The 21,465-nt window shown below is 63.2% G+C and carries 22 protein-coding genes; 13 read left to right on the forward strand and 9 right to left on the reverse strand.

Annotated elements, in window-relative coordinates; genetic code table 11:
- Positions 1-242 precede the first annotated feature (242 nt).
- On the forward strand, positions 243-908 hold the full coding sequence (locus BHD07_RS03230; RefSeq protein WP_033047230.1) for an OmpA family protein: 666 nt from the start codon (positions 243-245) through the stop codon (positions 906-908).
- A gap of 69 nt (positions 909-977) precedes the next feature.
- On the opposite strand, the gene BHD07_RS03235 is transcribed toward BHD07_RS03230, so the two are convergent.
- Together BHD07_RS03235 and epmA are read right to left on the reverse strand one after the other, a co-directional pair.
- Positions 978-2,030 (reverse strand): lysine-2,3-aminomutase-like protein, encoded by a 1,053-nt coding sequence (locus BHD07_RS03235; RefSeq protein WP_100669844.1) that lies wholly within the window; start codon positions 2,028-2,030, stop codon positions 978-980.
- A complete protein-coding gene (gene epmA, locus BHD07_RS03240) occupies positions 2,027-3,079 on the reverse strand; it encodes an EF-P lysine aminoacylase EpmA (RefSeq protein WP_100669843.1) in 1,053 nt (350 codons plus the stop codon). The genes BHD07_RS03235 and epmA overlap by 4 nt, the downstream gene beginning before the upstream one ends.
- A gap of 161 nt (positions 3,080-3,240) precedes the next feature.
- On the opposite strand from epmA, the gene efp reads away from it, so the two are divergent.
- The 3 genes from efp (at position 3,241) to mbfA (ending at position 6,380) form a co-directional block, all read left to right on the forward strand.
- On the forward strand, positions 3,241-3,810 hold the full coding sequence (gene efp / locus BHD07_RS03245) for an elongation factor P (protein ID WP_004435501.1): 570 nt from the start codon (positions 3,241-3,243) through the stop codon (positions 3,808-3,810).
- A 195-nt stretch (positions 3,811-4,005) separates the two neighbouring features.
- A complete protein-coding gene (gene cfa1 / locus BHD07_RS03250) occupies positions 4,006-5,247 on the forward strand; it encodes a cyclopropane-fatty-acyl-phospholipid synthase (protein WP_018093891.1) in 1,242 nt (413 codons plus the stop codon).
- 149 nt (positions 5,248-5,396) lie between these two features.
- Complete coding sequence (mbfA, locus tag BHD07_RS03255) at positions 5,397-6,380, forward strand: iron exporter MbfA (RefSeq protein ID WP_018093892.1); 984 nt, start codon at positions 5,397-5,399, stop codon at positions 6,378-6,380.
- Positions 6,381-6,711: 331 nt separating this feature from the next.
- Here the strand turns inward: mbfA and BHD07_RS03260 are convergent, their stop codons facing one another.
- Together BHD07_RS03260 and BHD07_RS03265 are read right to left on the reverse strand one after the other, a co-directional pair.
- Positions 6,712-7,332 (reverse strand): transglutaminase-like cysteine peptidase, encoded by a 621-nt coding sequence (locus BHD07_RS03260; protein ID WP_026168499.1) that lies wholly within the window; start codon positions 7,330-7,332, stop codon positions 6,712-6,714.
- Positions 7,333-7,615: 283 nt separating this feature from the next.
- Positions 7,616-8,467, reverse strand: coding sequence for an alpha/beta hydrolase (locus BHD07_RS03265; RefSeq protein ID WP_100669842.1), 852 nt, complete (start codon positions 8,465-8,467; stop codon positions 7,616-7,618).
- A 218-nt stretch (positions 8,468-8,685) separates the two neighbouring features.
- Here BHD07_RS03265 and infC point away from each other — a divergent pair, with 218 nt between their 5' ends.
- The 5 genes from infC to pheT all read left to right on the forward strand — a co-directional run bounded on the left by infC (position 8,686) and on the right by pheT (position 13,794).
- Entirely contained in the window at positions 8,686-9,222 is a 537-nt protein-coding gene (gene infC / locus BHD07_RS03270; protein WP_014527030.1) for a translation initiation factor IF-3, read from the forward strand.
- 239 nt (positions 9,223-9,461) lie between these two features.
- Positions 9,462-9,665, forward strand: a complete 204-nt coding sequence (gene rpmI / locus BHD07_RS03275; protein ID WP_004435490.1) for a 50S ribosomal protein L35 — start codon at positions 9,462-9,464, stop codon at positions 9,663-9,665.
- A gap of 36 nt (positions 9,666-9,701) precedes the next feature.
- Positions 9,702-10,106, forward strand: a complete 405-nt coding sequence (gene rplT, locus BHD07_RS03280) for a 50S ribosomal protein L20 (protein WP_004435481.1) — start codon at positions 9,702-9,704, stop codon at positions 10,104-10,106.
- A 145-nt stretch (positions 10,107-10,251) separates the two neighbouring features.
- Complete coding sequence (pheS, locus tag BHD07_RS03285) at positions 10,252-11,334, forward strand: phenylalanine--tRNA ligase subunit alpha (RefSeq protein ID WP_100669841.1); 1,083 nt, start codon at positions 10,252-10,254, stop codon at positions 11,332-11,334.
- 33 nt (positions 11,335-11,367) lie between these two features.
- Entirely contained in the window at positions 11,368-13,794 is a 2,427-nt protein-coding gene (gene pheT / locus BHD07_RS03290) for a phenylalanine--tRNA ligase subunit beta (RefSeq protein ID WP_338277652.1), read from the forward strand.
- Positions 13,795-14,006: 212 nt separating this feature from the next.
- On the opposite strand, the gene BHD07_RS03295 is transcribed toward pheT, so the two are convergent.
- Positions 14,007-14,366: a nuclear transport factor 2 family protein gene (locus BHD07_RS03295; RefSeq protein ID WP_100669838.1), complete on the reverse strand. Its 360-nt coding sequence runs from the start codon at positions 14,364-14,366 to the stop codon at positions 14,007-14,009.
- A 151-nt stretch (positions 14,367-14,517) separates the two neighbouring features.
- Complete coding sequence (locus BHD07_RS03300; RefSeq protein ID WP_100669837.1) at positions 14,518-15,513, reverse strand: aldo/keto reductase; 996 nt, start codon at positions 15,511-15,513, stop codon at positions 14,518-14,520.
- Positions 15,514-15,699: 186 nt separating this feature from the next.
- Between BHD07_RS03300 and BHD07_RS03305 the strand changes: the two genes are divergently transcribed.
- Positions 15,700-16,590, forward strand: a complete 891-nt coding sequence (locus BHD07_RS03305; RefSeq protein ID WP_338277654.1) for a LysR family transcriptional regulator — start codon at positions 15,700-15,702, stop codon at positions 16,588-16,590.
- A gap of 33 nt (positions 16,591-16,623) precedes the next feature.
- Here the strand turns inward: BHD07_RS03305 and BHD07_RS03310 are convergent, their stop codons facing one another.
- Positions 16,624-17,115: a YciE/YciF ferroxidase family protein gene (locus BHD07_RS03310; RefSeq protein WP_018093900.1), complete on the reverse strand. Its 492-nt coding sequence runs from the start codon at positions 17,113-17,115 to the stop codon at positions 16,624-16,626.
- A gap of 221 nt (positions 17,116-17,336) precedes the next feature.
- On the opposite strand from BHD07_RS03310, the gene BHD07_RS03315 reads away from it, so the two are divergent.
- Both BHD07_RS03315 and BHD07_RS03320 read left to right on the forward strand, forming a co-directional pair.
- A complete protein-coding gene (locus BHD07_RS03315; protein ID WP_100669835.1) occupies positions 17,337-18,107 on the forward strand; it encodes an SDR family oxidoreductase in 771 nt (256 codons plus the stop codon).
- Between the two features lie 38 nt (positions 18,108-18,145).
- On the forward strand, positions 18,146-18,778 hold the full coding sequence (locus tag BHD07_RS03320; RefSeq protein ID WP_100669834.1) for a hypothetical protein: 633 nt from the start codon (positions 18,146-18,148) through the stop codon (positions 18,776-18,778).
- 16 nt (positions 18,779-18,794) lie between these two features.
- Here the strand turns inward: BHD07_RS03320 and BHD07_RS03325 are convergent, their stop codons facing one another.
- Entirely contained in the window at positions 18,795-19,745 is a 951-nt protein-coding gene (locus BHD07_RS03325; protein ID WP_100670041.1) for an aldo/keto reductase, read from the reverse strand.
- Between the two features lie 217 nt (positions 19,746-19,962).
- Here BHD07_RS03325 and BHD07_RS03330 point away from each other — a divergent pair, with 217 nt between their 5' ends.
- Positions 19,963-20,949 (forward strand): Gfo/Idh/MocA family protein, encoded by a 987-nt coding sequence (locus tag BHD07_RS03330; protein ID WP_100669833.1) that lies wholly within the window; start codon positions 19,963-19,965, stop codon positions 20,947-20,949.
- 45 nt (positions 20,950-20,994) lie between these two features.
- On the opposite strand, the gene BHD07_RS03335 is transcribed toward BHD07_RS03330, so the two are convergent.
- Positions 20,995-21,405 carry a hypothetical protein gene (locus BHD07_RS03335; protein ID WP_100669832.1) on the reverse strand — a complete coding sequence of 137 codons (411 nt, stop codon included), beginning with the start codon at positions 21,403-21,405 and terminating at the stop codon, positions 20,995-20,997.
- Positions 21,406-21,465: the final 60 nt, after the last annotated feature.

Raw genomic sequence — 21,465 nt, forward strand, 5'->3', positions numbered from 1 at the left:
TTGCGGGCGCTCCATGCGGCGCCCGCGGTTCGCATTTTTTACGCCGAACCGGGCCCGGCAGACCATAGCGCCAAGCGCGTGAACCTTCGGTTAGCGGGCCCTCTGGTCAGCAATATGGCGAGGTCCGGCAGAAATGGTGCACCGCAATACTCCCGATCGGGGAAAGTAGAAGGCCCCTTCATCTTCCTGCCGCAATCGATAGTATGAAGCGATCCTGAGCACCAATGGGGACAATTGATTCGATGATCAAGAAATGCGCCATCCTGGCTGTCGTGGCCGTCTATCTTTCCGGATGCACCACCACCGATCCCTATACGGGAGAACAGAAGATGTCGAACACGGCCGGAGGCGCTTTGATCGGCGCGGGTCTCGGCGCTGCGACCGGTCTTCTGGTGGGCGGCAGCGCAGCGGGCCGGCGTGATGCCGCTCTTGTCGGCGCAGGCATCGGCGCTCTCGGCGGCGGCCTGGTCGGAAACTACATGGATCAGCAGGAATCGGAACTGCGGGCGCAGTTGCAGGGCACCGGCGTTTCGGTCACCCGCGCCGGCGATCGCATCATCCTGAACATGCCGTCGAACATCACCTTCGCGACCGACCGCGACCAGGTGATTCCGGCCTTCTACCCGACCCTCGACTCGGTTGCGATCGTGCTGCGCAAGTTCAACAAGACGCTGATCGACGTCGACGGTCACACCGACTCCACCGGCAGCGCCTCCTATAACCAGGGACTTTCGGAGCGGCGCGCGGCCTCGGTCGCCAACTATCTCGCCAGCCGCGGCGTCGACCAGCGCCGCATGTCGGCAGTGGGCTACGGCCTGGAGCGGCCGATTGCGTCGAACGCCACCGAGGTCGGCCGCGCCCAGAACCGCCGCGTCGAAATCTCGATCGCGCCGATCAAACAGGGCTGAACGGCTTCAGCGTTATGGGGAAGGGCCGCACGGATCGTCCGGGCGGCCTTTTCACGTTCCGATACGGCCTCACCCCTTCGGCGGATAGTCGTGCCTGTTCCCGCGGAAGTCGGTGACCGTGTAGCAGCCGCCGCCTTCCGCCTCGATCGCGCTCGCGCTGACGATGGCCTTGCCGTGGCCGCCGGGAATGTCGAGGATGTAGGCGGGTTGGCAAAGGCCCGAGACGCGTCCACGCAGCGAGGCGACGAGCGCCTGGCCCTCCTCGATGGACAGCCGGAAATGGCTGGTGCCGGGCGCAAGATCCGGATGGTGCAGGTAATAGGGCTTGATCCGCGTCTCGACAAAGGCGCGCATCAGCGCGGCGAGCACGTCCGGGTCGTCGTTGACGCCCTTCAGCAGCACCGACTGGCTCACCATGACGATGCCCGCATCGATCAGCCGCGCGGCGGCGGCGCGCGCCTCGGCGGTGAGTTCCCGCGGATGGTTGGCATGAAGCGCCACATAGGTCGCCTTGCCGCTGCTCCTCAAAGCTGCGATCAGCCCCGCATCCACCCGTTCGGGCTCGACCACCGGCACGCGCGTGTGGAAGCGCACGACCTTGACGTGCTCGATTTCTGCGAGCCGCACCATGATTTCGCCAAGCCGCCGGGGCGAGAGCACCAGCGGATCGCCGCCGGTCAGGATCACCTCCCAGATTTCCGGGCGCCCGGCGATATAGGCGAGCGCCGCATCGAGTTCCGCGGGCGTGAGCGTGCCGAGACCCTCGGGGCCGACCATCTCGCGGCGGAAGCAGAAGCGGCAGTAGACCGGGCAGACATGAACCGCCTTCAGGAGCACCCGGTCCGGATAACGGTGGACGATGCCGGCAACCGGGCTGTGCGTGCCGTCGCCGATCGGATCGGCACGCTCTTCCGGCATGAGCGTGAGTTCGGCCATGTCGGGCACGAACTGCCGCGCAATCGGGTCGTTCGGATCGTCCCGGTTCACAAGGCGCGCGATAGCCGGGCTTATGGCTACGGCGTAGCGGGACGCGACACGGGAAATCGCCTCTTCCTGCTCTGGCCCGACGAGACCGGCGTCGGCGAGCTCACGCGCTGTTCTGATGGCGCGTTCCGCGGTCATGGCCTGGCCTCCGCGACCGGGGCCCAAAGAACCTGATCGATGCGGGATGCGCCCGTTGCCAGCATGACCAGACGGTCGAAGCCGAGCGCGATGCCGCTCGCCTCGGGCATGCCGGCGAGCGCCGCGAGGAAATCCTCGTCGATCGGGTAGGTCTCGCCGTAGACCCGCGCCTTTTCAGCCATTTCCAGCTCGAACCGGCGGCGCTGCTCGGCGGCATCGGTCAATTCGCCGAAGGCATTTGCGAGTTCGACGCCGCAGGCGTAGAGCTCGAAACGCTCTGCCACGCGAGGGTCGCCGGCTGCAGGCCGGGCAAGTGCGGCCTCGGCGACCGGATATTCGTCGAGGATCGTGGCGCGCCCGAAGCCGAGATTGGGCTCGACCCTTTCGACGAGCACGCGGCTGAAGAGATCGGCCCAGCCATCGTCTCCGGCGACACGCAAGCCCACCTCCCGCATGGCCGCCGCGAGGCTGTCGCGGTCGGTGGAGCCGTCTTCCAGGATCGAGGCGAGAAGGTCGATCCCCGCGAAGCGCGCGAAGGCCTCGGCGACCGAGAGCCGCTCCGGCTCGGCGAAAGGATCGCACGCTCTTCCCTGATAGACGAGGGACCGCGCGGCGACTGTCTCGGCGGCGAGCGCGAGAATTCCGGCGCAGTCATTCATCAGCGTCTCGTAGCTCTCCTCGGCGCGGTACCATTCGAGCATGGTGAATTCCGGATGATGCAGCGGGCCGCGCTCGCGGTTGCGGTAGACATGGGCGAAACAGGCGATGCGCCGTTCGCCGGCGGCAATGAGCTTCTTGCAGGCGAATTCCGGAGAGGTGTGGAGATAGAGCGGCTGGACGGAGCCGTCGAGCCCAAGCGCCTCGGTCGCAAAGGCATGCAGATGCGCCTCGTTGCCCGGCGACACCTGCAGCGCTGCCGTGTCGACCTCGACGAAGCTGCGTTCGTCGAAGAACCGGCGGAGCGCCGACTGGATACGATTGCGCCCGATCAGGAAGGGGCGCCGGTCGGCATGGACATCGGGTGTCCACCAGGGAGAAGCATGCGGCATGGTCGGTTCGGTCCAGGCTTTCTTCCGCGCGAATGCCCGCTCAGGCTGGCTATTTGCGCGAAATTAGGATAGTGGCGGCGCGAAAACTGAATTTTCGCGTCCCTTCCGGGCCGATCTCCGGCCCGCTCGTGTCGCTGATACCTCTGTTACAAGGAAGACTAATGGTCAAGGTCATCGCTTCTTCGGTCCGCAAGGGCAACGTTCTCGACGTCGACGGCAAGCTTTATGTCGTGCTCACCGCGCAGAACTTCCATCCGGGCAAGGGCACGCCGGTCACGCAGGTCGACATGCGCCGCATCTCCGACGGCGTGAAGGTCTCCGAGCGCTACCGCACGACCGAGCAGGTCGAGCGCGCCTTCGTCGAAGACCGCGAGCACACCTTCCTTTATGAAGATGGCGAAGGCTTCCACTTCATGAACCCGGAAAGCTACGACCAGCTCGTCATGAGCTCCGAAGACATCGGCGATTTGAAGGCCTATCTTCAGGAAGGCATGGCCGTGATGCTGTCGATCCACGAAGGCATTGCCATCGCCATCGACCTGCCGCGCCACGTCACTCTCGAAATCACCGAGACGGAGCCGGTCGTCAAGGGCCAGACAGCCTCCTCCTCCTACAAGCCGGCCGTGCTTTCGAACGGGGTTCGTACCCTGGTGCCGCCGCACATCCAGGCCGGCACCCGCGTCGTCATTGCGACGGAAGACGGGTCCTATGTCGAGCGCGCCAAGGACTGATCTGTCCTGACGGAGATCGAAACGGGGACGGTGGTCGATGACTGCCGTCCCCGTTCTCGTTCACCGTTCAATTGAAGCGGCGAAACGCTCGAAGCCTGTGAAGCCGAGCGCTTCCGCACGGAAAACCGTTACACATTTTTTCTTGAAGTGCTTAGGATGCCGCCCTCCGGATCGGGATGAGAGGCGCGGCACTGCATGTTTCCATTATCGCATATGATGAAGTCGTTCATTCGCAAAGGGACGCTCACGGTAATCGATGCCGACGGCAAGCGGCACGTCTTTGCCGGCGAGCCGGGGCCGAGCGTGACGATGCGGCTCACCGACAAGCGGCTCTATCGCAGCCTCGTCTTCAATGCCGAGCTCGCCGCCGGTGAAGCCTATATGGACGGGACCATGCGTTTCGAGGAAGGCTCGACGCTGCGGGACTTCCTGACGCTCTTTTCGATCAACCGCCTGTCGCTCGGCTCCTATCCGATCCAGAAGCTGCTACGGGCGGTGAAGATGCGCTTTCGCAAGCGCCAGCAGGCCAACCCCAAGGGCAAGGCGCAGCAGAACGTCGCGCATCATTACGATCTCGGCAATGATTTCTACAAGCTGTTCCTCGACGAGAACATGCTCTATTCCTGCGCCTATTTCCGCGAGCCGCACGAGACTTTGGAGGCTGCGCAGCGAAACAAGCTCAGACTGCTTGCGGCAAAGCTCTGTCTGAAGCCGGGCATGAGGGTACTCGACATCGGCTGCGGCTGGGGCGATCTCGCCCTCTATCTCGCCTCGCTCGAAGACGTCGAGGTGCTGGGTGTCACCCTTTCCAAGGAACAGCAGGCGCTCGCCTCCGAGCGGGCACGTGCGGCCGGAATGGCGGACCGCGTGCGCTTCGAACTCAAGGACTACCGCGACGTCGAGGGGCCGTTCGACCGGATCGTTTCGGTCGGCATGTTCGAGCATGTCGGCGTCCATCACTATGACGAGTTCTTCAAGAAACTGAATGCGTTGATGCCGGATGACGGGCTGGCCGTGCTCCATTCGATCGGTCATATGAGCCCGCCCGGCATGGCGAGCGCCTGGCTCCGCAAATACATCTTCCCCGGCGCCTATTCCCCGGCATTGTCGGAGGTCTTCGAGGTGGTCGAACGCAACAGCCTTTGGGTGACCGATCTCGAATTCCTGCGTGTGCACTATGCTACGACGCTCGCCCATTGGGGCGCGCGCTTCGACGAGAATCGCGACAAGGTGGTGGCGATGTACGACGAGCGCTTCGCCCGCATGTGGGAGTTCTACCTGATCAGCGCGGAAATGATGTTCCGCACCGGCAGCCAGCTCGTCTTCCATATGCAGCTGTCGCGATCACGCGACGCGGCGCCGATCGTTCGTGATTACATCACCGATCTGCAGCGCACCTATATCGAGAAGGAAAAGGCGCTCGATCTGGCGGTTTGACTCAATCTCAGGGTTGCCCCTTCCAATCCCTCCCCCCAAGGGGAGGGGGCGAGTGCGCGCCGCGAAGATGGACGCGTTGCCGCCGATCCACCGCCTTGACGCCTCACGCATCGGCGCTTATTTAGAATTATTCTAAAGAAGGTCTTGCGATGCTCTCCCGGCTTTTCTCCCGTTACAAACGTCCGTTCCTGTCCTTGAGCGAACAGGAAATCCTTGCCCTCGCCATATCCTCGGAAGAGGACGATGGACGCATCTATCTCGCCTATGCCGACGCTCTGCGCCAAAAATATCCCCATTCCGCAAGGGTCTTCGAGGAAATGGCGGAGGAGGAGAGCCACCACCGCCAGGCCTTGATCGACCTGCACGTCGCCCGTTTCGGCAACCGCATCCCGCTCGTTCGGCGCGAACACGTGCGCGATTTTCCGGAGCGCAAGCCCGATTGGCTGATCGCCGAGATGCCGATCGAAAAGGCGCGCGCCGAAGCCGAGGCGATGGAGGAGGCGGCGCACCGGTTTTACGTCGAGGCTGCGGCGCGCACGCGGGACGCGGCGACGCGCAAGCTCTTGGGCGATCTGGCGATCGCCGAGAAGTCGCATGAATCGCTCGCCCGCCGGCTCGGTGAGGAGCATACGCCGGTGGACGTGCGCGACGAGGAAGATGAGACCTCACGCCGCCAGTTCATACTCACCTATGTGCAGCCGGGCCTCGCGGGACTGATGGATGGCTCCGTTTCGACGCTCGCGCCGATCTTCGCCGCAGCCTTCGCCACGCAGGATACGTGGCAGACCTTTCTCGTCGGTCTCTCGGCCTCCGTCGGCGCAGGCATATCGATGGGTTTCACCGAGGCGGCGCATGATGACGGCAAGCTTTCCGGCCGCGGCTCGCCGGTCAAGCGCGGGCTTGCCTCGGGCATCATGACGGCACTCGGCGGTCTCGGCCACGCTCTGCCCTATCTCATTCCGCATTTCTGGACCGCGACAATGACGGCAGCGGCAATCGTCTTCTTCGAACTATGGGCAATCGCCTTCATCCAGAATCGCTATATGGAAACGCCCTTCCTGAGGGCCGCCTTCCAGGTGGTGCTCGGTGGCGGCCTGGTTCTTGCCGCCGGCATCGTCATCGGGAATGCTTAGAGCATTTCAATGTTTCGTAGAAACACTGAAGCGCTCTACCCATTTGAACCAACGCACTTCCGGACGGAAACCCGTTAGACACTTTCCTGGAAGTGTTCTGGAGTCGTGCTCGTTACAGCGAGCAGCAGCGCCGCGCCTGCGGCGCGGGGGGATGGGCTCTTTCAGCCCAAGGACCTGGTCTTGGTGGATTCCTGTGACGAGCACAGGCGGGAGGAGTTTTGACGACGCGTACGCGTTACTTCAACGCCCGCTTTGGTATCTGAGGATTTCACCGACACGCGTAAAAAAGGCCGCAGGATGCGGCCTTTTTGAAAGGAACCGTTCGACGGGATCAGTTTCCGACGGAACCGACGAGCACTTCCCCGCCATTGTCGATGGTGACCCAACGGCCGCTGTGGGTCGTCGCCTGCCGCTTGAGGAAGCGGTAGGGCGTGTGCGTCCACAGCTTCACCCCATCGTCGAGATTGTCGAGAACGAAGTCGCCCTGCGCTGTGCGTACCGTCAGCACCGCATGGCCCTCGCCATCCGGCTTGCGCACCACCGTCATCAGCAGGTTGCCGGCGGAGAAGCCCTTCTGCATGAGGCGTCTGCGCTTTTCGAGCGCGAAGTCCTCGCAATCGCCCTGTCTCCCCGGATAGGACCACACCTCGTCCCGGCCGGTAAGCTCGATGTCTGTTACCGGCGCGATCTGCCGGTTGACGGAAGCGTTGACCTGGCGAATGGCAGCCCAGCCGCCGGCGGTGACACGCGGCGGCACCGTCGCCTTCGAACGGACGCTGCACTCGCCCCTGTGCTTCTGACAGAACTCGTAATGCCCGATCGGCTGCGAGGTCACCGCGCCGGTCTGCATCCAGGGAGTAGCTCCCGCCTGTGCGGGAATTGCCGTGTTCGTGGAGATGAAAAGCGCACACAGCGCCGCGAAACTTGCCTTAACCCCGGTCCAAGACTGCATACAGATCCCCTGCAACGCGCCCGCATCCGTACCTTCCGGATCGATCCGCGCAATCAAAAGTTGTCGACAGCTTTATTAGGAATTTCCCCTGCGCTGCTCTAATCGTTAATAAAGAGTTAATATACTCCGCTTGTCGGAGTCAATCGCCTGATTCGGACTAGTCCGTTTTATGGTTAAGGCTCGCGGCAGACGGACGCAGAAGCCCGCCAGCGCAGGGGTTTGGCTGTGCCTTGCGAAGCAATTTCAGGGAATTTTGATTAGGCCGGATGGACTAGTCGTGCGCTCAGGCCTTGGTCAGCATGGCGTCGATCGCCTGTTTCAATTTGGCAATGTCCTCCTCGCGGGACAACCGGTGGTCGCCATCGCGGATCAGGGTCATGACGACGTCGTCAGCCGGCATGTGCTCCATCAGTTTGAGGGCATGCGTGTAGGGGACGTCCGGATCGCGCATGCCCTGGAGAATGTGCACCGGGCAGCCGGTTTCGATCGGCCCTTTCATGACGAGGTTGTTGCGGCCATCCTCGATCAGCGCGCGGGTGAAAACATTGGGTTCGGGGCTGTATTCCGATGGCTCTTCGAAATAACCCCGTTCGGCGAGCGAGGTCCTTTCGGCATCGGTAAGATTGGGCTCGATGAGCTCGGCGGTGAAGTCGGGGGCCGGGGCGATCAGCACGAGGCCGCAGAGGCGGCCGACCCCACCTTCCCCGAGGCGGGCGCGGCTTTTGAGCTTCTCGGCAAGGCGCAGCGCGACCCAGGCACCCATGGAGGAACCGATCAGGATCATGCGCGCCGTCGCGGCGTGATCGATCACGGCGAGACTCTCCTCGACCCAGCGCGAGATCGTACCGTCCCTGTAGTCGCCGTCCGACGCGCCGTGGCCCGAATAGTCGAAGCGAATGCAGTCGGTGCCGGCCTCGCGCGCGTGCCGCTCGACCTCCACCGCCTTCGTTCCGGTCATGTCGGATCGGTAGCCGCCGAGCCAGACGAGCGCCGGATGGCCTGGATGCTGCCGGTCTTTCAATTGGACATCCGACGGATTTCCGGCGCGGAAGATACGCATGGCGATGCTTCTGGCCGCATCTCCCGTTCCCACTTCGATCCGCGTGATCTCGGTTTCAGCCGGCGTGGTCGACATCGAGTAACTCCCTGAAGGCCTGATAATGACGGATTTCCTTCTAAAACAGATTCTTTCGGGCATCGACAGAGGATGATTTTCATTGCGGGCCATGCTATTGACTCTGGAGCCGCAATTCACACATTGCCGTCAGTGACTGTTTCAAGCGCTTCCTGTTTGAGATCGCGCTGACCGTTTGACCGAATATTTACTATCAATAGCTCGAGGAGAGTACGACCATTCGCAGACCCTTCAAAGCGGACGCTCCAGTCAAGGAAGGACCGCGCGCAAACAAGGAAATCCGGGTCCCCCGGGTTCAGCTTATCGATGCCGAAGGCCAGAACTTGGGCAGCATTCCGATCGACCAGGCGCTCCGCATGGCGGACGAGGCCGGTCTCGACCTCGTAGAGATCGCACCGAACTCCGATCCGCCGGTGTGCAAGATCCTCGACCTCGGCAAGCTGAAATACGCGAACCAGAAGAAAGCCGCCGAGGCGCGCAAGAAGCAGAAGATCGTCGAGATCAAGGAAATCAAGATGCGCCCCAACATCGACACCCATGATTATGAGGTGAAGATGAAGGCCATGAACCGCTTCTTCGAGGAAGGCGACAAGGTCAAGGTGACGCTGAAGTTCCGCGGCCGCGAAATGGCCCACCAGGAACTCGGCATGAAACTTCTGATGCAGGTCAAGGACGACACCCAGGAAATCGCCAAGGTGGAAGCCGAACCCAAGCTCGAAGGCCGCCAGATGATGATGGTTCTTGCGCCGAAGTGATCGGCGGAGCCTGACAGACCAGACACGCTTGGTGAAGCCGCCCCCGGGAGGAGTTCGTGGGGCGGCTTTCCTTTTTGGGAAAGCTTACGCGAGCGACCTCCGGACCGCTTGCCTTTTCCGGGATGTGCGGTTATAAGCCCCCGTCCGAACGGTCCGGCAGGGCATGCCGTGGCCGTTCTTAACGCTGGAAATGGGCTTCGTCTGCCTGTTTCGCATATCAAGAACAATGGAGTAGCAAAATGCCCAAGATGAAGACGAAATCGTCTGCCAAAAAGCGGTTCAAAATCACCGCAACCGGCAAAGTTCGAGCTGCTGCTGCTGGCAAGCGCCACGGCATGATCAAGCGGTCCAACAAGTTCATTCGCGACGCGCGCGGAACCATGGTTCTCGCTGAGCCCGATGGCAAGAAGGTCGTCAAGAACTACCTGCCTAACGGTCTTTAAGACGTCTGGCGATTTGGATTTTAAGGAGATCATGACATGGCACGTGTAAAACGCGGCGTAACCTCCCACGCCAAGCACAAGAAGACGCTCAAGGCAGCCAAGGGCTTCTACGGCCGCCGCAAGAACACCATCCGCGCCGCCAAGGCAGCGGTGGATCGTTCCAAGCAGTTTGCTTACCGCGACCGCAAGGTCAACAAGCGCAATTTCCGCGCGCTCTGGATCCAGCGCATCAACGCTGCCGTCCGCGAATTCGGCCTTACCTACGGCCGCTTCATCGACGGTCTGAACAAGGCCGGTATCGAAGTCGATCGCAAGGTCCTGTCCGACATGGCAATCCATGAGCCGGCAGCATTCGGCGCCCTGGTCGAAGCTTCCAAGAAGGCGCTCGCCTATCTCAAGGAAGCCGGCACGGCAAACGAGTTTGAAAGCGCTGTCCGTTAAGCCAGCGTTTTCCCAAGACCGTTTCTGAAATTGTTGGGAAACCCGCGCTGGCAGGGCTGGCGCGGGTTTTTCTTGTTCGGCTCGCGGCGCGATCCTACCGCCGAAGTGTCGAACCGATACACGAACCGCATCGAGGCAGGACAGAATGAGCGAACTGGAAACATTGGAACGGACCTTGCTGGCGGAAATCGCCGCCGCCGCCGACGAGGGGGCGATCGAGGCGGTGCGCGTCGGCGCGCTCGGCAAGAAGGGATCGATCTCGGAACTGCTGAAGACGCTCGGTTCGATGAGCCCGGAGGAGCGCCAGACCCGCGGCGCGCGCATCAATGCGCTGAAGAACACGGTGACGGAGGCGATCTCCGCCCGCAAGACGGCGCTCAAGGACGCGGCGATCGCCGAACGGCTGGCGCGCGAGACGGTGGACATCAGCCTGCCCGTCCGGTCCTCGCCGGCCGAGCGCGGCCGCATCCATCCGATCAGCCAGATCGTCGACGAGATCACCGCGATCTTCGGCGACATGGGTTTCTCGATTGCCGAGGGGCCGGATATCGAGACCGACTACTACAACTTCACGGCCCTGAACTTCCCCGAAGGTCATCCGGCCCGCGAGATGCACGACACCTTCTTCTTCGCGCCCGACGAGAAGGGTGAGCGCAAGGTGCTGCGCACGCACACCTCGCCGGTGCAGATACGCACGATGGAGGCCGGGCAGCCGCCGATTCGCATCATCATTCCGGGCAAGACCTACCGCCAGGATTCCGACGCGACCCACTCGCCGATGTTTCATCAGGTGGAAGGTCTCGTCATCGACAGGACGGCGAATGTCGCCAATATGCGTTGGGTGCTCGAGGAATTCTGCAAGGCCTTCTTCGAGGTCGATCAGGTGACGATGCGTTTCCGCCCGTCCTTCTTCCCGTTCACGGAACCCTCCTTCGAGGTCGACATCCAGTGCGACCGCTCCGGCCCGATCGTCAAGTTCGGCGAGGGCAAGGACTGGATGGAGATTCTCGGCTGCGGCATGGTGCATCCGAACGTGCTCAGGGCCGGCGGCCTCGATCCGGACGAATATCAAGGCTTCGCCTGGGGCATGGGGCTCGATCGCATCGCCATGCTGAAATACGGCATGCCCGACCTGCGCGACTTCTTCAATGCCGATGTCCGCTGGATGACCCATTACGGCTTCCGCCCGCTCGACATGCCGACGCTCTTCGGCGGCCTCTCGGCGTGACCCGCGCAGAAAATCAAGGACACAGGTGACATCATGAAGTTCACGCTCTCCTGGCTGAAGGACCATCTGGAAACCGACGCCTCGCTCGAGGAAATCTGCGCCCGCCTGACGATGATCGGGCTGGAAGTCGAGGATGTCGACGACAAGGCGGCGGTCAAGCCCTTCGTCATCGCCAGGGTGATCTCCGCCGAGCAGCACCCGAATGCCGACAAGCTCAGAGTGCTGATGGTCGACACCGGCTCCGGCGAGCCGGTGCAGGTCGTCTGCGGCGCGCCGAACGCGCGCAAGGGCCTCGTCGGTGCCTTTGCCGCGCCCGGCACCCATGTGCCCGGCATCGGCGTGACGCTCTCCGTCGGCAACATCCGTGGCGTCGAAAGCCGCGGCATGATGTGCTCGGAAAAGGAGCTGGAGATCTCCGACGACCACACCGGCATCATCGATCTGCCCGAGAACGCGCCGGTCGGCACCAGCTATGCGACCTATGCCGGCCTCGACGACCCGGTCATCGAGATAAACCTGACCCCGAACCGGCCGGATTGCACCAGCGTCCACGGCATTGCCCGCGATCTCGCGGCATCCGGTCTCGGCACCTTGAAGGCGCGGCCGGCGCCGTCCTTCGCGGTGGAAGGCGAGACGCCCGTCAAGGTCCGCCTCGATCTCGGTGAGGACAGGCATCTCTGCCCCGGCTTCGCGCTTCGCCTCGTGCGCGGCGTGAAGAACGGCCCGAGCCCCGCCTGGATGCGCCAGCGGCTGACTGCCATCGGCCTCCGCCCGATCAACGCGCTGGTCGATATCACCAATTACCTGACCTTCGACCAGGGCCGGCCGCTGCATGTCTTCGACGCGGCGAAGGTCGCGGGCAACCTGACGGTCCGCCGTGCCAGGGAAGGCGAAAAGGTGCTGGCGCTCGACACGCGCGAATACACGCTGTCGCCCGCCAATGTGGTGATCGCCGACGAAGAAGGCGTCGAGTCGATCGGCGGCATCATGGGCGGCGAGCATTCCGGCTGTGACGAGGCGACGACCGACGTGCTGATCGAATCGGCGCTCTGGGATCCGATGAACATCGCCAAGACCGGCCGCACGCTCGGCATCATCACCGATGCGCGCTACCGTTTCGAGCGCGGCGTCGATCCGGAATACATGGCGCCTGGCCTCGAACGGGCGACCGAACTGGTGCTGGAGCTCTGCGGTGGTACCGCGGCCAAGATGGACGTCGTCGGTTATGAGGGCCACGAGCCCAAGTCCCTCGATTTCCCGGTCTCAGAGGTCAAGCGCCTGACCGGCCTCGAGGTCTCCTCCGAGGAGAGCGTTTCCATCCTCAGGAAGCTCGGCTTCGGCGTCGAGGGCTCCGGCGAACGCCTGACGGTAACCGTCCCTTCCTGGCGGCCGGACATCGACGGCAAGGCGGACCTCGTAGAGGAGGTCATGCGCATCCATGGCGTCGACAACATCGTCGCCGCGCCGCTTGCAAGCCACAATGCCGTCAACGGCAAGATCCTGACGGTGCTGCAGATCCGCACGCGCCAGGCGCGGCGTGCGCTCGCAAGCCGCGGCATGCTCGAAGCCGTCACCTGGTCCTTCATCCCGGAAGAGCATGCAAAACTCTTCGGCGGCGGCCGGCCGGAACTGAAGCTGGCCAATCCGATCGCCGCCGACATGTCGGACATGCGGCCGTCGCTCCTGCCGGGCCTCCTGGCCGCGGCGCAGCGCAATGCCGACAAGGGCTACGGCGATGTCGCGATCTTCGAGGTTTCCGGCATCTATGAGGGCGACACGCCCGAGGCGCAGCGCCGCGTCGCCGGCGGCATCCGCCGCGGCACCGCATCGCTCAACGGCACCGGCCGGTCGTGGTCGAACGCCGTAAAGGGCGGCGGCAAGCCGGTCGATGTTTTCGACGCGAAGGCCGATGCCATCGCCGTGCTCGAGGCCTGCGGCGTGCCGATGGCCAATGTCCAGTTCGAAGCCGGCGGTCCCGCCTGGTATCATCCCGGCCGCTCGGCAACGATCAAGCTGGGCCCGAAGATCGTGCTCGGCGCTTTCGGGGAGTTCCACCCGAAGACCTTGGACGCCCTCGACGTCTCCGGGCCGCTTTCAGGCTTCGAGATCTATATCGATGCCATGCCGGAGCCGAAGAAGAAGGCGACCCGCACCAAGCCGGCACTGGAGCTTTCGCCCTTCCAGGCAGTCAAACGCGACTTCGCCTTCGTCGTAGACAAGGCGGTCGAGGCCGCTGCGATCGTCAGGGCGGCGTCCGGCGCCGACCGCAAACTGGTTACGGCCGTCAACGTCTTCGACGTCTTCGAAGGCGCATCTCTCGGCGAGGGCAGAAAGTCGGTAGCGATCGAGGTAACGATCCAGCCGATAGAGCGCACCCTGACCGACGAGGATTTCGAGGCGCTGACCTCGCGCATCGTCGCCAACGTGGCAAAGAGCACCGGGGGCGTGCTGCGCGCTTGATGAATAGGTGAGGGGGAGCCGGTTTGGTTTCCTCATTCCTGTGCTTGTCACAGGAATCCAGCCAGCCCAAGTCCTTGGGCTGAACGAACGCTTCCCGCGCCGCAGACGCGGCGCTGCTCTCATCCCTGTGACGGGCGCAGGGATGAGGAAAAAGCAGAGATTGCAATCCTCCGAAAGTCCTGCAGCGCCGCCGCGTCTTATGAGACGCGCAACTAACCATGCCGGTGCCAGACCTTGTTGACGATCAGCCATCGCCCGTCGACCTTCAGCAAGGACAGGTAATCGGAATAGCGCGCGCCGGCGAATTCATCGATCACCTTCACGCTGGCGACGTCGCCGGTGATGTGGACCATCTCCACTTCCATGAGCGGCTGCGTATCCGGGGACGCCGCGCCTTCCCTCACGATGGAGGCGATGAAGGCGTCGCGTGTCTGCCACTCGACGGCTCCTCCTGCGTTGCCGACGATCGATGCGCTCGGATGGAAGGCCTTGCGCAAAGCTCCCTCGTTGGCGAAGGCCATGCCGTCGACATAAAGATGGACGACCGCGCTGATGGCCTGCTCTTCGGACATGGTTTTTTCCTCCTTTCCGGAGCGGTGACAGACGCGGCTATCCGTCCCGCAGGCCGCTCCTGTTCCCACGAAGGCGGACATCTTCTCATAGGTAGGACATCGCAATGGAATTGCGATGCCCTCCAGGACTTCGACGCTGCCGGCCGGGTCTTCACCTGTTCGTCAGTGACAGCGACGCGTCGGAATAGCGTTTTCCAGCGACCAGCGTTGGCGAGAGCGCTTCGCCGAGTTCGGCGCGTTCCCTGTCGGTGAGGACGATTCCGGCGGCAGCCACGTTCTGCTCCAGATGCTCGATCCTGCGCGCGCCCGGGATCGGAACGATGTCATCTCCCTGGTTGACCACCCAGGCGAGTGCGAGTTGGGCGGCCGTCACGCCTCTTTCCGCGGCCAGCCTTTCGAGGGTTGCGACCAGCGCGGCGTTGGCCTCGAAGTTCTCCTGTTGGAAGCGCGGCAGCGACCGGCGAAAATCGTCGGCAGCGAGGTCTTCGACCTTGCGGATGGTGCCCGTCAGCATGCCACGCCCGAGCGGACTATAGGGCACGAAGCCGATCCCCAGTTCGCGGCAGGTATCGAGCACCTCCTGTTCCGGGTCGCGCGACCAGAGCGAATACTCGCTTTGTATCGCTGCGATCGGATGCACGGCATGGGCACGGCGTATGGTGGCGGCGCTTGCCTCGGAAAGCCCGAGTGCGCGCACCTTGCCCTCCTTCACCAGTTCCGCCATCGCGCCGACGGTTTCCTCGATCGGCACGGCGGGATCGATGCGGTGCTGGTAATAGAGGTCGATGACGTCCGTTCCGAGTCGCTTGAGGGAGGCCTCGGCGACGGCTTTCGCATTTTCCGGCCGGCCGTCGACGCCTTTGATCGCCTCGGCGGCGGGTTTGCCGGGGTCGATGCGGAAACCGAACTTGGTGGCGATCACCACCTGATCTCGCCGGTCCTTCAGCGCCTTGCCCAGGAGCTTCTCGTTCTCATAAGGCCCATAAACTTCCGCCGTATCGAAGAAGTCGACGCCGAGTTCGATGGCGCGGTGTAGCGTGCGGATCGATTGGCTCTCGTCGGCTTCGCCATAGGCGAAGCTCATGCCCATGCAGCCGAGGCCGACGGCCGAAACGGTGAGTTCATTGCCGAGCTTGCGGGTCTTCATTTGGATTTCCTTTCGGGCTGAACGCGCGGCCTGCGGGGTGGCATACGGCGTTCGCGAAGAAGATGGAGAAGCATATCGCTGGACTGAGCCTTTCGGCACTGGCCCGACGACAAGGCGAAGATAGGTGCCGCGCGGCCGGTTGAAAATCTCTGTCAATTCTCACGGGCTGTTCTATTATTTCGATCAATGAACCGCACACAGCTCTCCCAACTGGCCGTCCTTTCCGCCGTCGCCGCCCATGGCAGCTTCCGCGGAGCGGCGAAGGAACTCGGCATCGCGCCATCTGCCGTCAGCCACGCCGTAGGCAGTCTGGAGGCGAGCCTCGGCGTTCGTCTCCTCGCGCGCACGACGCGCAGCGTCGCGGCCACGGAGGAGGGAAAGCGCCTGCTGGAGCGGCTGCGGCCGGCGCTCGACGACATTGCCGAGGCGCTGCAGCGGGCGGCGGAGGCGCGCGATCGTCCGGCCGGAAAACTGCGCGTCACCGCTCCTCGTTTTGCAGCCGACCTCATTCTGGCGCCGCGCCTTGGCGACTTCCTCGGGCGCTATCCGGACATCGTCCTCGAAATCGCCAATGAGGACGGCTTCACCGATATTGTCGAGGAGGGCTATGACGCCGGCATCAGGCTCGGCGAGAGCCTGGAGGCCGACATGGTCGCGGTGAAGGTCGGGCCGGAGCTGAAAAGCGCGGTCGTCGCCGCACCGACCTATTTCGAGCGCTTCCAGCGGCCGCGGCACCCGCGCGATCTGGCGGGCCATCGCTGCATCCGCCGCCGCTTCTCCAACGGCACCCTATATCGCTGGGAGTTCGAGAAAGAGGGGGAGGAACTGACCGTTTCGGTGAACGGCCCGCTCATTATGGGCGAGGACCGGCCGATCATCGAGGCCGCGATCGGCGGTGCGGGGCTCGCCTATCTCTTCGAGCCGCGCGTCAGCGGATATGTAGGTGAGGGCAAATTGGTCCGGGTGCTCGAGGACTGGTGCGCGCCCTATGCGGGCACCTTCCTCTATTATCCGACCCGCCGGCTGATGCGTCCGGCGCTCCGGGCCTTCATCGATTTCTTCCGCCACAGCGGGTGACGGCCGGCGGGGAGCGCCGGCCGTCGTGACGGCTTACGCGGCCTTCTTGTTCACTTGGGCCATCGCGAGTTTCGTCAGGTCCTCGTCGGTGACGACTTCTTCCTTCAAAGTCGCGTCGAGCAGCGATACCGCATCCTTGAGACCGATGGTCTTTGCCCAGGTCTTCAGGGTGCCGTAGCGGGAGATTTCATAATGCTCGACCGCTTGCGCGGCAGAGATGAGGCCCGCATCGAGCGCGGCCGTGCCCTTGAATTCGTCCATGATCTCTTCGCCCTCGGCGACGATGCCCTCGATCGCCTCACAGGTCTTGCCCTGCGGGCGCTTGCCGATCATTTCGAATACCTGCTGCAGCCGCTCCACATGGGTCTCGGTCTGCTCCTTGTGCTTCTCGAACGCGGCCTTCAGCTCAGGGGCCTGGGCTGCGCGCGCCATCTTCGGCAAAGCCTTCAGGATTTTCCGCTCGGCATAATAGATGTCCTTGAGCGTATCGTGGAACAGGTCGTCCAGCGTTTTTTCTTTGGCCATTTCGGGTTTCCTTCCTCGTCTGCTTCGTGTTGCCTTCGACCCGCAATCAACAGCAAAGGGCGAAGATTTGTTCCTCGCGACTGCAAAAAGCGCGTGAGACGCGGGTCAAATTCGTCGCTTTCGCGAAGGGTGTCCGTTTCACTTCAGGCCGGAATCGGGTGGTTGCAGCGTGGCGCATCGGCAATGGTCCCGCCGTCAACGCAATCGGATGGAGAAGAATCATGTCGAGACTGGAAGGTAAGATCGCGATCGTCACCGGCGCAAGCTCGGGTATCGGCCGCGCCGCCGCGCTGCTCTTTGCGCGCGAGGCGGCAAAGGTCGTCGTCACCGCCCGCAACGAGAATGCGCTTGCGGAGCTTACCGACGAGATTGCCCGAGAGGGCGGCGAGGCGGCAGCGCTTGCCGGCGACGTGCGCGACGAAGCCCTGCATGAGGCGCTGGTCGAACTGGCGGTGCGCCGCTTCGGCGGGCTCGATACCGCCTTCAACAATGCCGGGGCGCTCGGTGCGATGGGAGAGATTTCGTCGCTCAGCGTCGAAGGCTGGCGCGAGACGCTCGATACCAATCTGACGAGCGCCTTCCTGGCGGTGAAGTATCAGGTTCCGGCAATCGCGGCGCGGGGCGGTGGTTCGCTCACCTTCACTTCGAGCTTCGTCGGCCACACGGCCGGCTTTGCCGGGGTCGCCCCCTATGCGGCGAGCAAGGCGGGACTGATCGGGCTGGTCCAGGCGCTGGCCGTCGAGCTTGGCGCGCGCGGCATCCGCGTGAACGCGCTGCTGCCCGGCGGCACCGACACGCCCGCCAATTTCGCGAACCTCCCGGGAGCGGCGCCCGAGACGCGCGGTTTCGTGGAAGGGCTGCACGCATTGAAGCGCATCGCGCGACCCGAGGAAATCGCCGAAGCGGCGCTTTATCTCGCCTCGGACGGTGCCAGCTTCGTGACCGGCGCGGCGCTGCTGGCCGACGGCGGCGCTTCGGTGGCGAAGGCGTGAGCGCAGAGCGTGAGCACAGCAACTGAAAGCGGGGAAGCATGAAGAAACCTGAGTCGATGAAATCGCTTGAAGACCTCGGGCGCGTACGCCTCTCGAAGAACTTTTTCCTGCGCGATTTCCTTCACTCCGAGATCGCGGAGTTCTACCGGATTCCGAATATCCCCGACGATCCGGAACTGGCGATCGAGGCCGGACGGAAACTGTGCGGCGAACTTCTGGAACCGCTCGAGGCGACTTTCGGTCGGCTGCACATCCGCTCGGGTTACCGAAACCGTGCCGTGAACGCCTTCGGCAACGCCAACAGGCTCAACTGCTCGACGAATGCGGCAACGGCCGCCGACCATATCTGGGACATGCGCGATGCGGAGGGCTGCATGGGGGCCACCGCCTGCATCGCCATTCCCTGGGTCTGGGACCGGGAACGTCACGAAGGCGGCTGGCAGAGCCTGGCCTGGTGGATTCACGACCACCTTCCCTACGCCTCGCTCTGCTTTTTTCCCAAGCTTTGGGCCTTCAACATCCAGTGGCACGAGAGGCCGCGCCGCAGGATCAGCAGCTACGCCAAGCCGCGCGGGCTGCTGACCAGGCCCGGCATGGCCAACCACGAGGGCAGCCATGCGCAACTTTACCCAGGGTTTCCGAAGCTTGCGGCCGGGGGCGGGTCTTCCTGACGAGGGCAAATCCCCTCTATTCGCTCACTTCGTTCAGCCGTCTTATCGCCTCTTCCGGCAACGTCAATTCCGCCGATCTCACCAGGCTTGCCAGCTGGTCGGCATTGGTGGCGCTGGCGATCGGTGCGGTGACGCCATCGCGGGCGATGATCCAGGCCAGCGCGATCTCCGCCTGTTTCGCGCCGGTCTCCTCGGCGATTTCATCCAAGACGCCGAGAATCCGCATGCCGCGTCCGTCGAGATATTTTTCGACGCCGCCGCCGCGAGCGGAGCCTTCCAGATCCTTGTGTGAGCGGTACTTGCCGGAAAGAAAGCCTCTCGCAAGGCTGAAATAGGTGATGACGCCGATCTCCTCGGCGATGCAGAGATTGCGCAGCGGACCGTCATAGGAAGCGCGGTCGTAGAGATTGTATTCGGGCTGCAGCACGTCGTAGCGGGGCAGGCCGTTCGCCGCCGCGACGTCGAGAGCGTCGCGCATCTGCTGCGCATCGAGATTCGAAGCGCCGATCGCCCGCAGCTTGCCCTGGGAGAGAAGCGTATCGTAGGCGGCAAGCGTCTCTTCATAGGGTGTGCCGGGGTCCGGCCAGTGGGAGAGATAGAGGTCGATATAGTCGGTCTGCAGGCGTTTCAGCGATTCCTCGACTGCCTGCATGATCCAGCGCCGCGAGAGGCCCTTGCGGTCGGGTCCGAACTCCGAACCGACCTTGGTGACGATGACGGCGCTGTCGCGCGAGCGTCCGGATTGCTTCAGCCATTTGCCGATGATCGTTTCCGACTCGCCGCCTCTGTTGCCCGGCGCCCAGGAGGAATAGACGTCGGCGGTGTCGACGGCGTTGAAACCTGCATCGAAAAAGGCATCGAGAAGCGAGAACGACGTTTTCTCATCCGCGGTCCAGCCGAAGACGTTGCCGCCGAAGACGAGCGGGGCAATCGAGAGGCCGGTACGGCCAAGTCTGCGCATTTTCATGGTTTCGCTCCATGTGGTTGGATGAAAACAAGCTGCGATGGGGAGGATTGCGGCAAAAACATAGGCCAGCTCGCCATCGAATGACACCGGCATTCGTGGTTTTTCTGACCTCGCCACGGCTTGCTAGGTACGTACCTCGGGGATAGTCTCGGCGCAGCGTTTGACCCAGGGGAATGTCGCGCGTCCTTCGCGGCGCGCAGGAAAAGGAGTCTGCCTCATGCTGCGTTTCGGAATTTTGTCGACGGCCAAGATCGGCCGCGAGCTCGTCGTACCCGCCATCCAGGACGCCGAGAACTGCGTCGTCACGGCGATCGCAAGCCGCGATCTCGCCAAGGCGAGGACCATGGCCGACCGTTTTTCCGTGCCGCATGCCTTCGGCTCCTATGAGGAGATGCTCGCCTCCGACACGATCGACGCCGTCTATATCCCGCTGCCGACGTCGCAACATGTCGAATGGGCGATCAAGGCGGCGGATGCCGGCAAGCATGTGCTCTGCGAGAAGCCGCTGGCGCTCAAGGCCGCAGAGATCGACGCCGTGATCGCGGCGCGCGAGCGCAACAAGGTACTGATCTCGGAAGCCTATATGGTGACCTACAGCCCCGTCTGGCGGAAGGTACGCTCGCTCATAGCGGAAGGTGCCATCGGGCGCCTCAGGCATGTCCAGGGCGCCTTCACCTATTACAATCGCGATCCCGGCAACATGCGCAACGTCCCCTCGCTCGGCGGCGGCGGTCTGCCGGATATCGGCGTCTATCCGGCAATCACGACCCGGTTTTCGACCGGCAAGGAGCCGCTGCGCGTCCAGGCCAGTACCGAGCGCGATCCGGAATTCGGCACCGACATCTATTCGAGCGTTCGTGCCGACTTCGGCGATTTCGAACTGAGCTTCTATATCTCGACACAGCTCGCCGCCCGCCAGGTCATGGTCTTCCACGGCGACAAGGGCTACATCGAGGTGAAATCGCCCTTCAATGCCGATCGCTACGGTCGGGAAGAGGTGGAATTGACCAACCAAAACCACGGCCAGTCGCAGCTCTTCCGCTTCCAGGATGCGCGTCAGTACAAGCTCGAGGCCGAGGCCTTCGCACGTGCTGCGAAAGGTGAAGCGGAGGACGTGGTGACGCTGGAAAACTCGCGCCTGAACCAGATGTTCATCGACGCGATCTACCGCGCCAGCGAAAAAGACGGCTGGGAGCCCGTCTGAAGCTAAAGGATAGGCCCGGCACCCATTGCGCCGGGCCGACCCCATTCATGCTGCCTGGAGCAGCCGTGCCTGAGAGGCGCCCCGCATCTTGAAGAAGAGAAAGTCGGCGACGCCCACCATGGCCACGACGATCAGCGCCAGTCCTGCGATCGTCAAGGCCGAATAGGCAGACGCAAGAATGGCCAGGCTTCCGACCTGCCAGAGTATGTCGCCGGCGATGCTGATCCGCGTTGCGAGGGCGCTCGGCCCTTCTTTTCTGGCCGCGGCAAGGTGGAAGGCGCCCCAGACGAGGAGCCCAGCGCCGAGCGCCACGATCACCGCAGGCGACAGGGCGGGACTGACGACCGCCGCAAGCGGTGGCGCTGCCGCGAGGAGAGCCGAGCCGGCGATCAGCGAAAAGATGCCGTCGGCGAGAAATGTCTTGTTGAGAAGAGAGCGGGTGGAAAGGTCGAACATATCTGTCTCCATCGGTTGTCGATGGGCAGATGCTGGACCAGAGCGGTCATTAAACCAATT

The organism is Sinorhizobium sp. KGO-5 (assembly GCF_036245905.1).
GTDB lineage: Bacteria > Pseudomonadota > Alphaproteobacteria > Rhizobiales > Rhizobiaceae > Sinorhizobium > Sinorhizobium meliloti_A.

Coding starts and splice junctions, on each gene's coding strand:
- BHD07_RS03230 (WP_033047230.1), top strand. CDS start 243: ATGATCAAGAAATGCGCCATCCTGGCTGTCGTGGCCGTCTATCTTTCC.
- BHD07_RS03235 (WP_100669844.1), bottom strand. CDS start 2,030: ATGACCGCGGAACGCGCCATCAGAACAGCGCGTGAGCTCGCCGACGCC.
- epmA (WP_100669843.1), bottom strand. CDS start 3,079: ATGCCGCATGCTTCTCCCTGGTGGACACCCGATGTCCATGCCGACCGG.
- efp (WP_004435501.1), top strand. CDS start 3,241: ATGGTCAAGGTCATCGCTTCTTCGGTCCGCAAGGGCAACGTTCTCGAC.
- cfa1 (WP_018093891.1), top strand. CDS start 4,006: ATGTTTCCATTATCGCATATGATGAAGTCGTTCATTCGCAAAGGGACG.
- mbfA (WP_018093892.1), top strand. CDS start 5,397: ATGCTCTCCCGGCTTTTCTCCCGTTACAAACGTCCGTTCCTGTCCTTG.
- BHD07_RS03260 (WP_026168499.1), bottom strand. CDS start 7,332: ATGCAGTCTTGGACCGGGGTTAAGGCAAGTTTCGCGGCGCTGTGTGCG.
- BHD07_RS03265 (WP_100669842.1), bottom strand. CDS start 8,467: ATGTCGACCACGCCGGCTGAAACCGAGATCACGCGGATCGAAGTGGGA.
- rpmI (WP_004435490.1), top strand. CDS start 9,462: ATGCCCAAGATGAAGACGAAATCGTCTGCCAAAAAGCGGTTCAAAATC.
- rplT (WP_004435481.1), top strand. CDS start 9,702: ATGGCACGTGTAAAACGCGGCGTAACCTCCCACGCCAAGCACAAGAAG.
- pheS (WP_100669841.1), top strand. CDS start 10,252: ATGAGCGAACTGGAAACATTGGAACGGACCTTGCTGGCGGAAATCGCC.
- pheT (WP_338277652.1), top strand. CDS start 11,368: ATGAAGTTCACGCTCTCCTGGCTGAAGGACCATCTGGAAACCGACGCC.
- BHD07_RS03295 (WP_100669838.1), bottom strand. CDS start 14,366: ATGTCCGAAGAGCAGGCCATCAGCGCGGTCGTCCATCTTTATGTCGAC.
- BHD07_RS03300 (WP_100669837.1), bottom strand. CDS start 15,513: ATGAAGACCCGCAAGCTCGGCAATGAACTCACCGTTTCGGCCGTCGGC.
- BHD07_RS03305 (WP_338277654.1), top strand. CDS start 15,700: ATGAACCGCACACAGCTCTCCCAACTGGCCGTCCTTTCCGCCGTCGCC.
- BHD07_RS03310 (WP_018093900.1), bottom strand. CDS start 17,115: ATGGCCAAAGAAAAAACGCTGGACGACCTGTTCCACGATACGCTCAAG.
- BHD07_RS03315 (WP_100669835.1), top strand. CDS start 17,337: ATGTCGAGACTGGAAGGTAAGATCGCGATCGTCACCGGCGCAAGCTCG.
- BHD07_RS03320 (WP_100669834.1), top strand. CDS start 18,146: ATGAAGAAACCTGAGTCGATGAAATCGCTTGAAGACCTCGGGCGCGTA.
- BHD07_RS03325 (WP_100670041.1), bottom strand. CDS start 19,745: ATGAAAATGCGCAGACTTGGCCGTACCGGCCTCTCGATTGCCCCGCTC.
- BHD07_RS03330 (WP_100669833.1), top strand. CDS start 19,963: ATGCTGCGTTTCGGAATTTTGTCGACGGCCAAGATCGGCCGCGAGCTC.
- BHD07_RS03335 (WP_100669832.1), bottom strand. CDS start 21,405: ATGTTCGACCTTTCCACCCGCTCTCTTCTCAACAAGACATTTCTCGCC.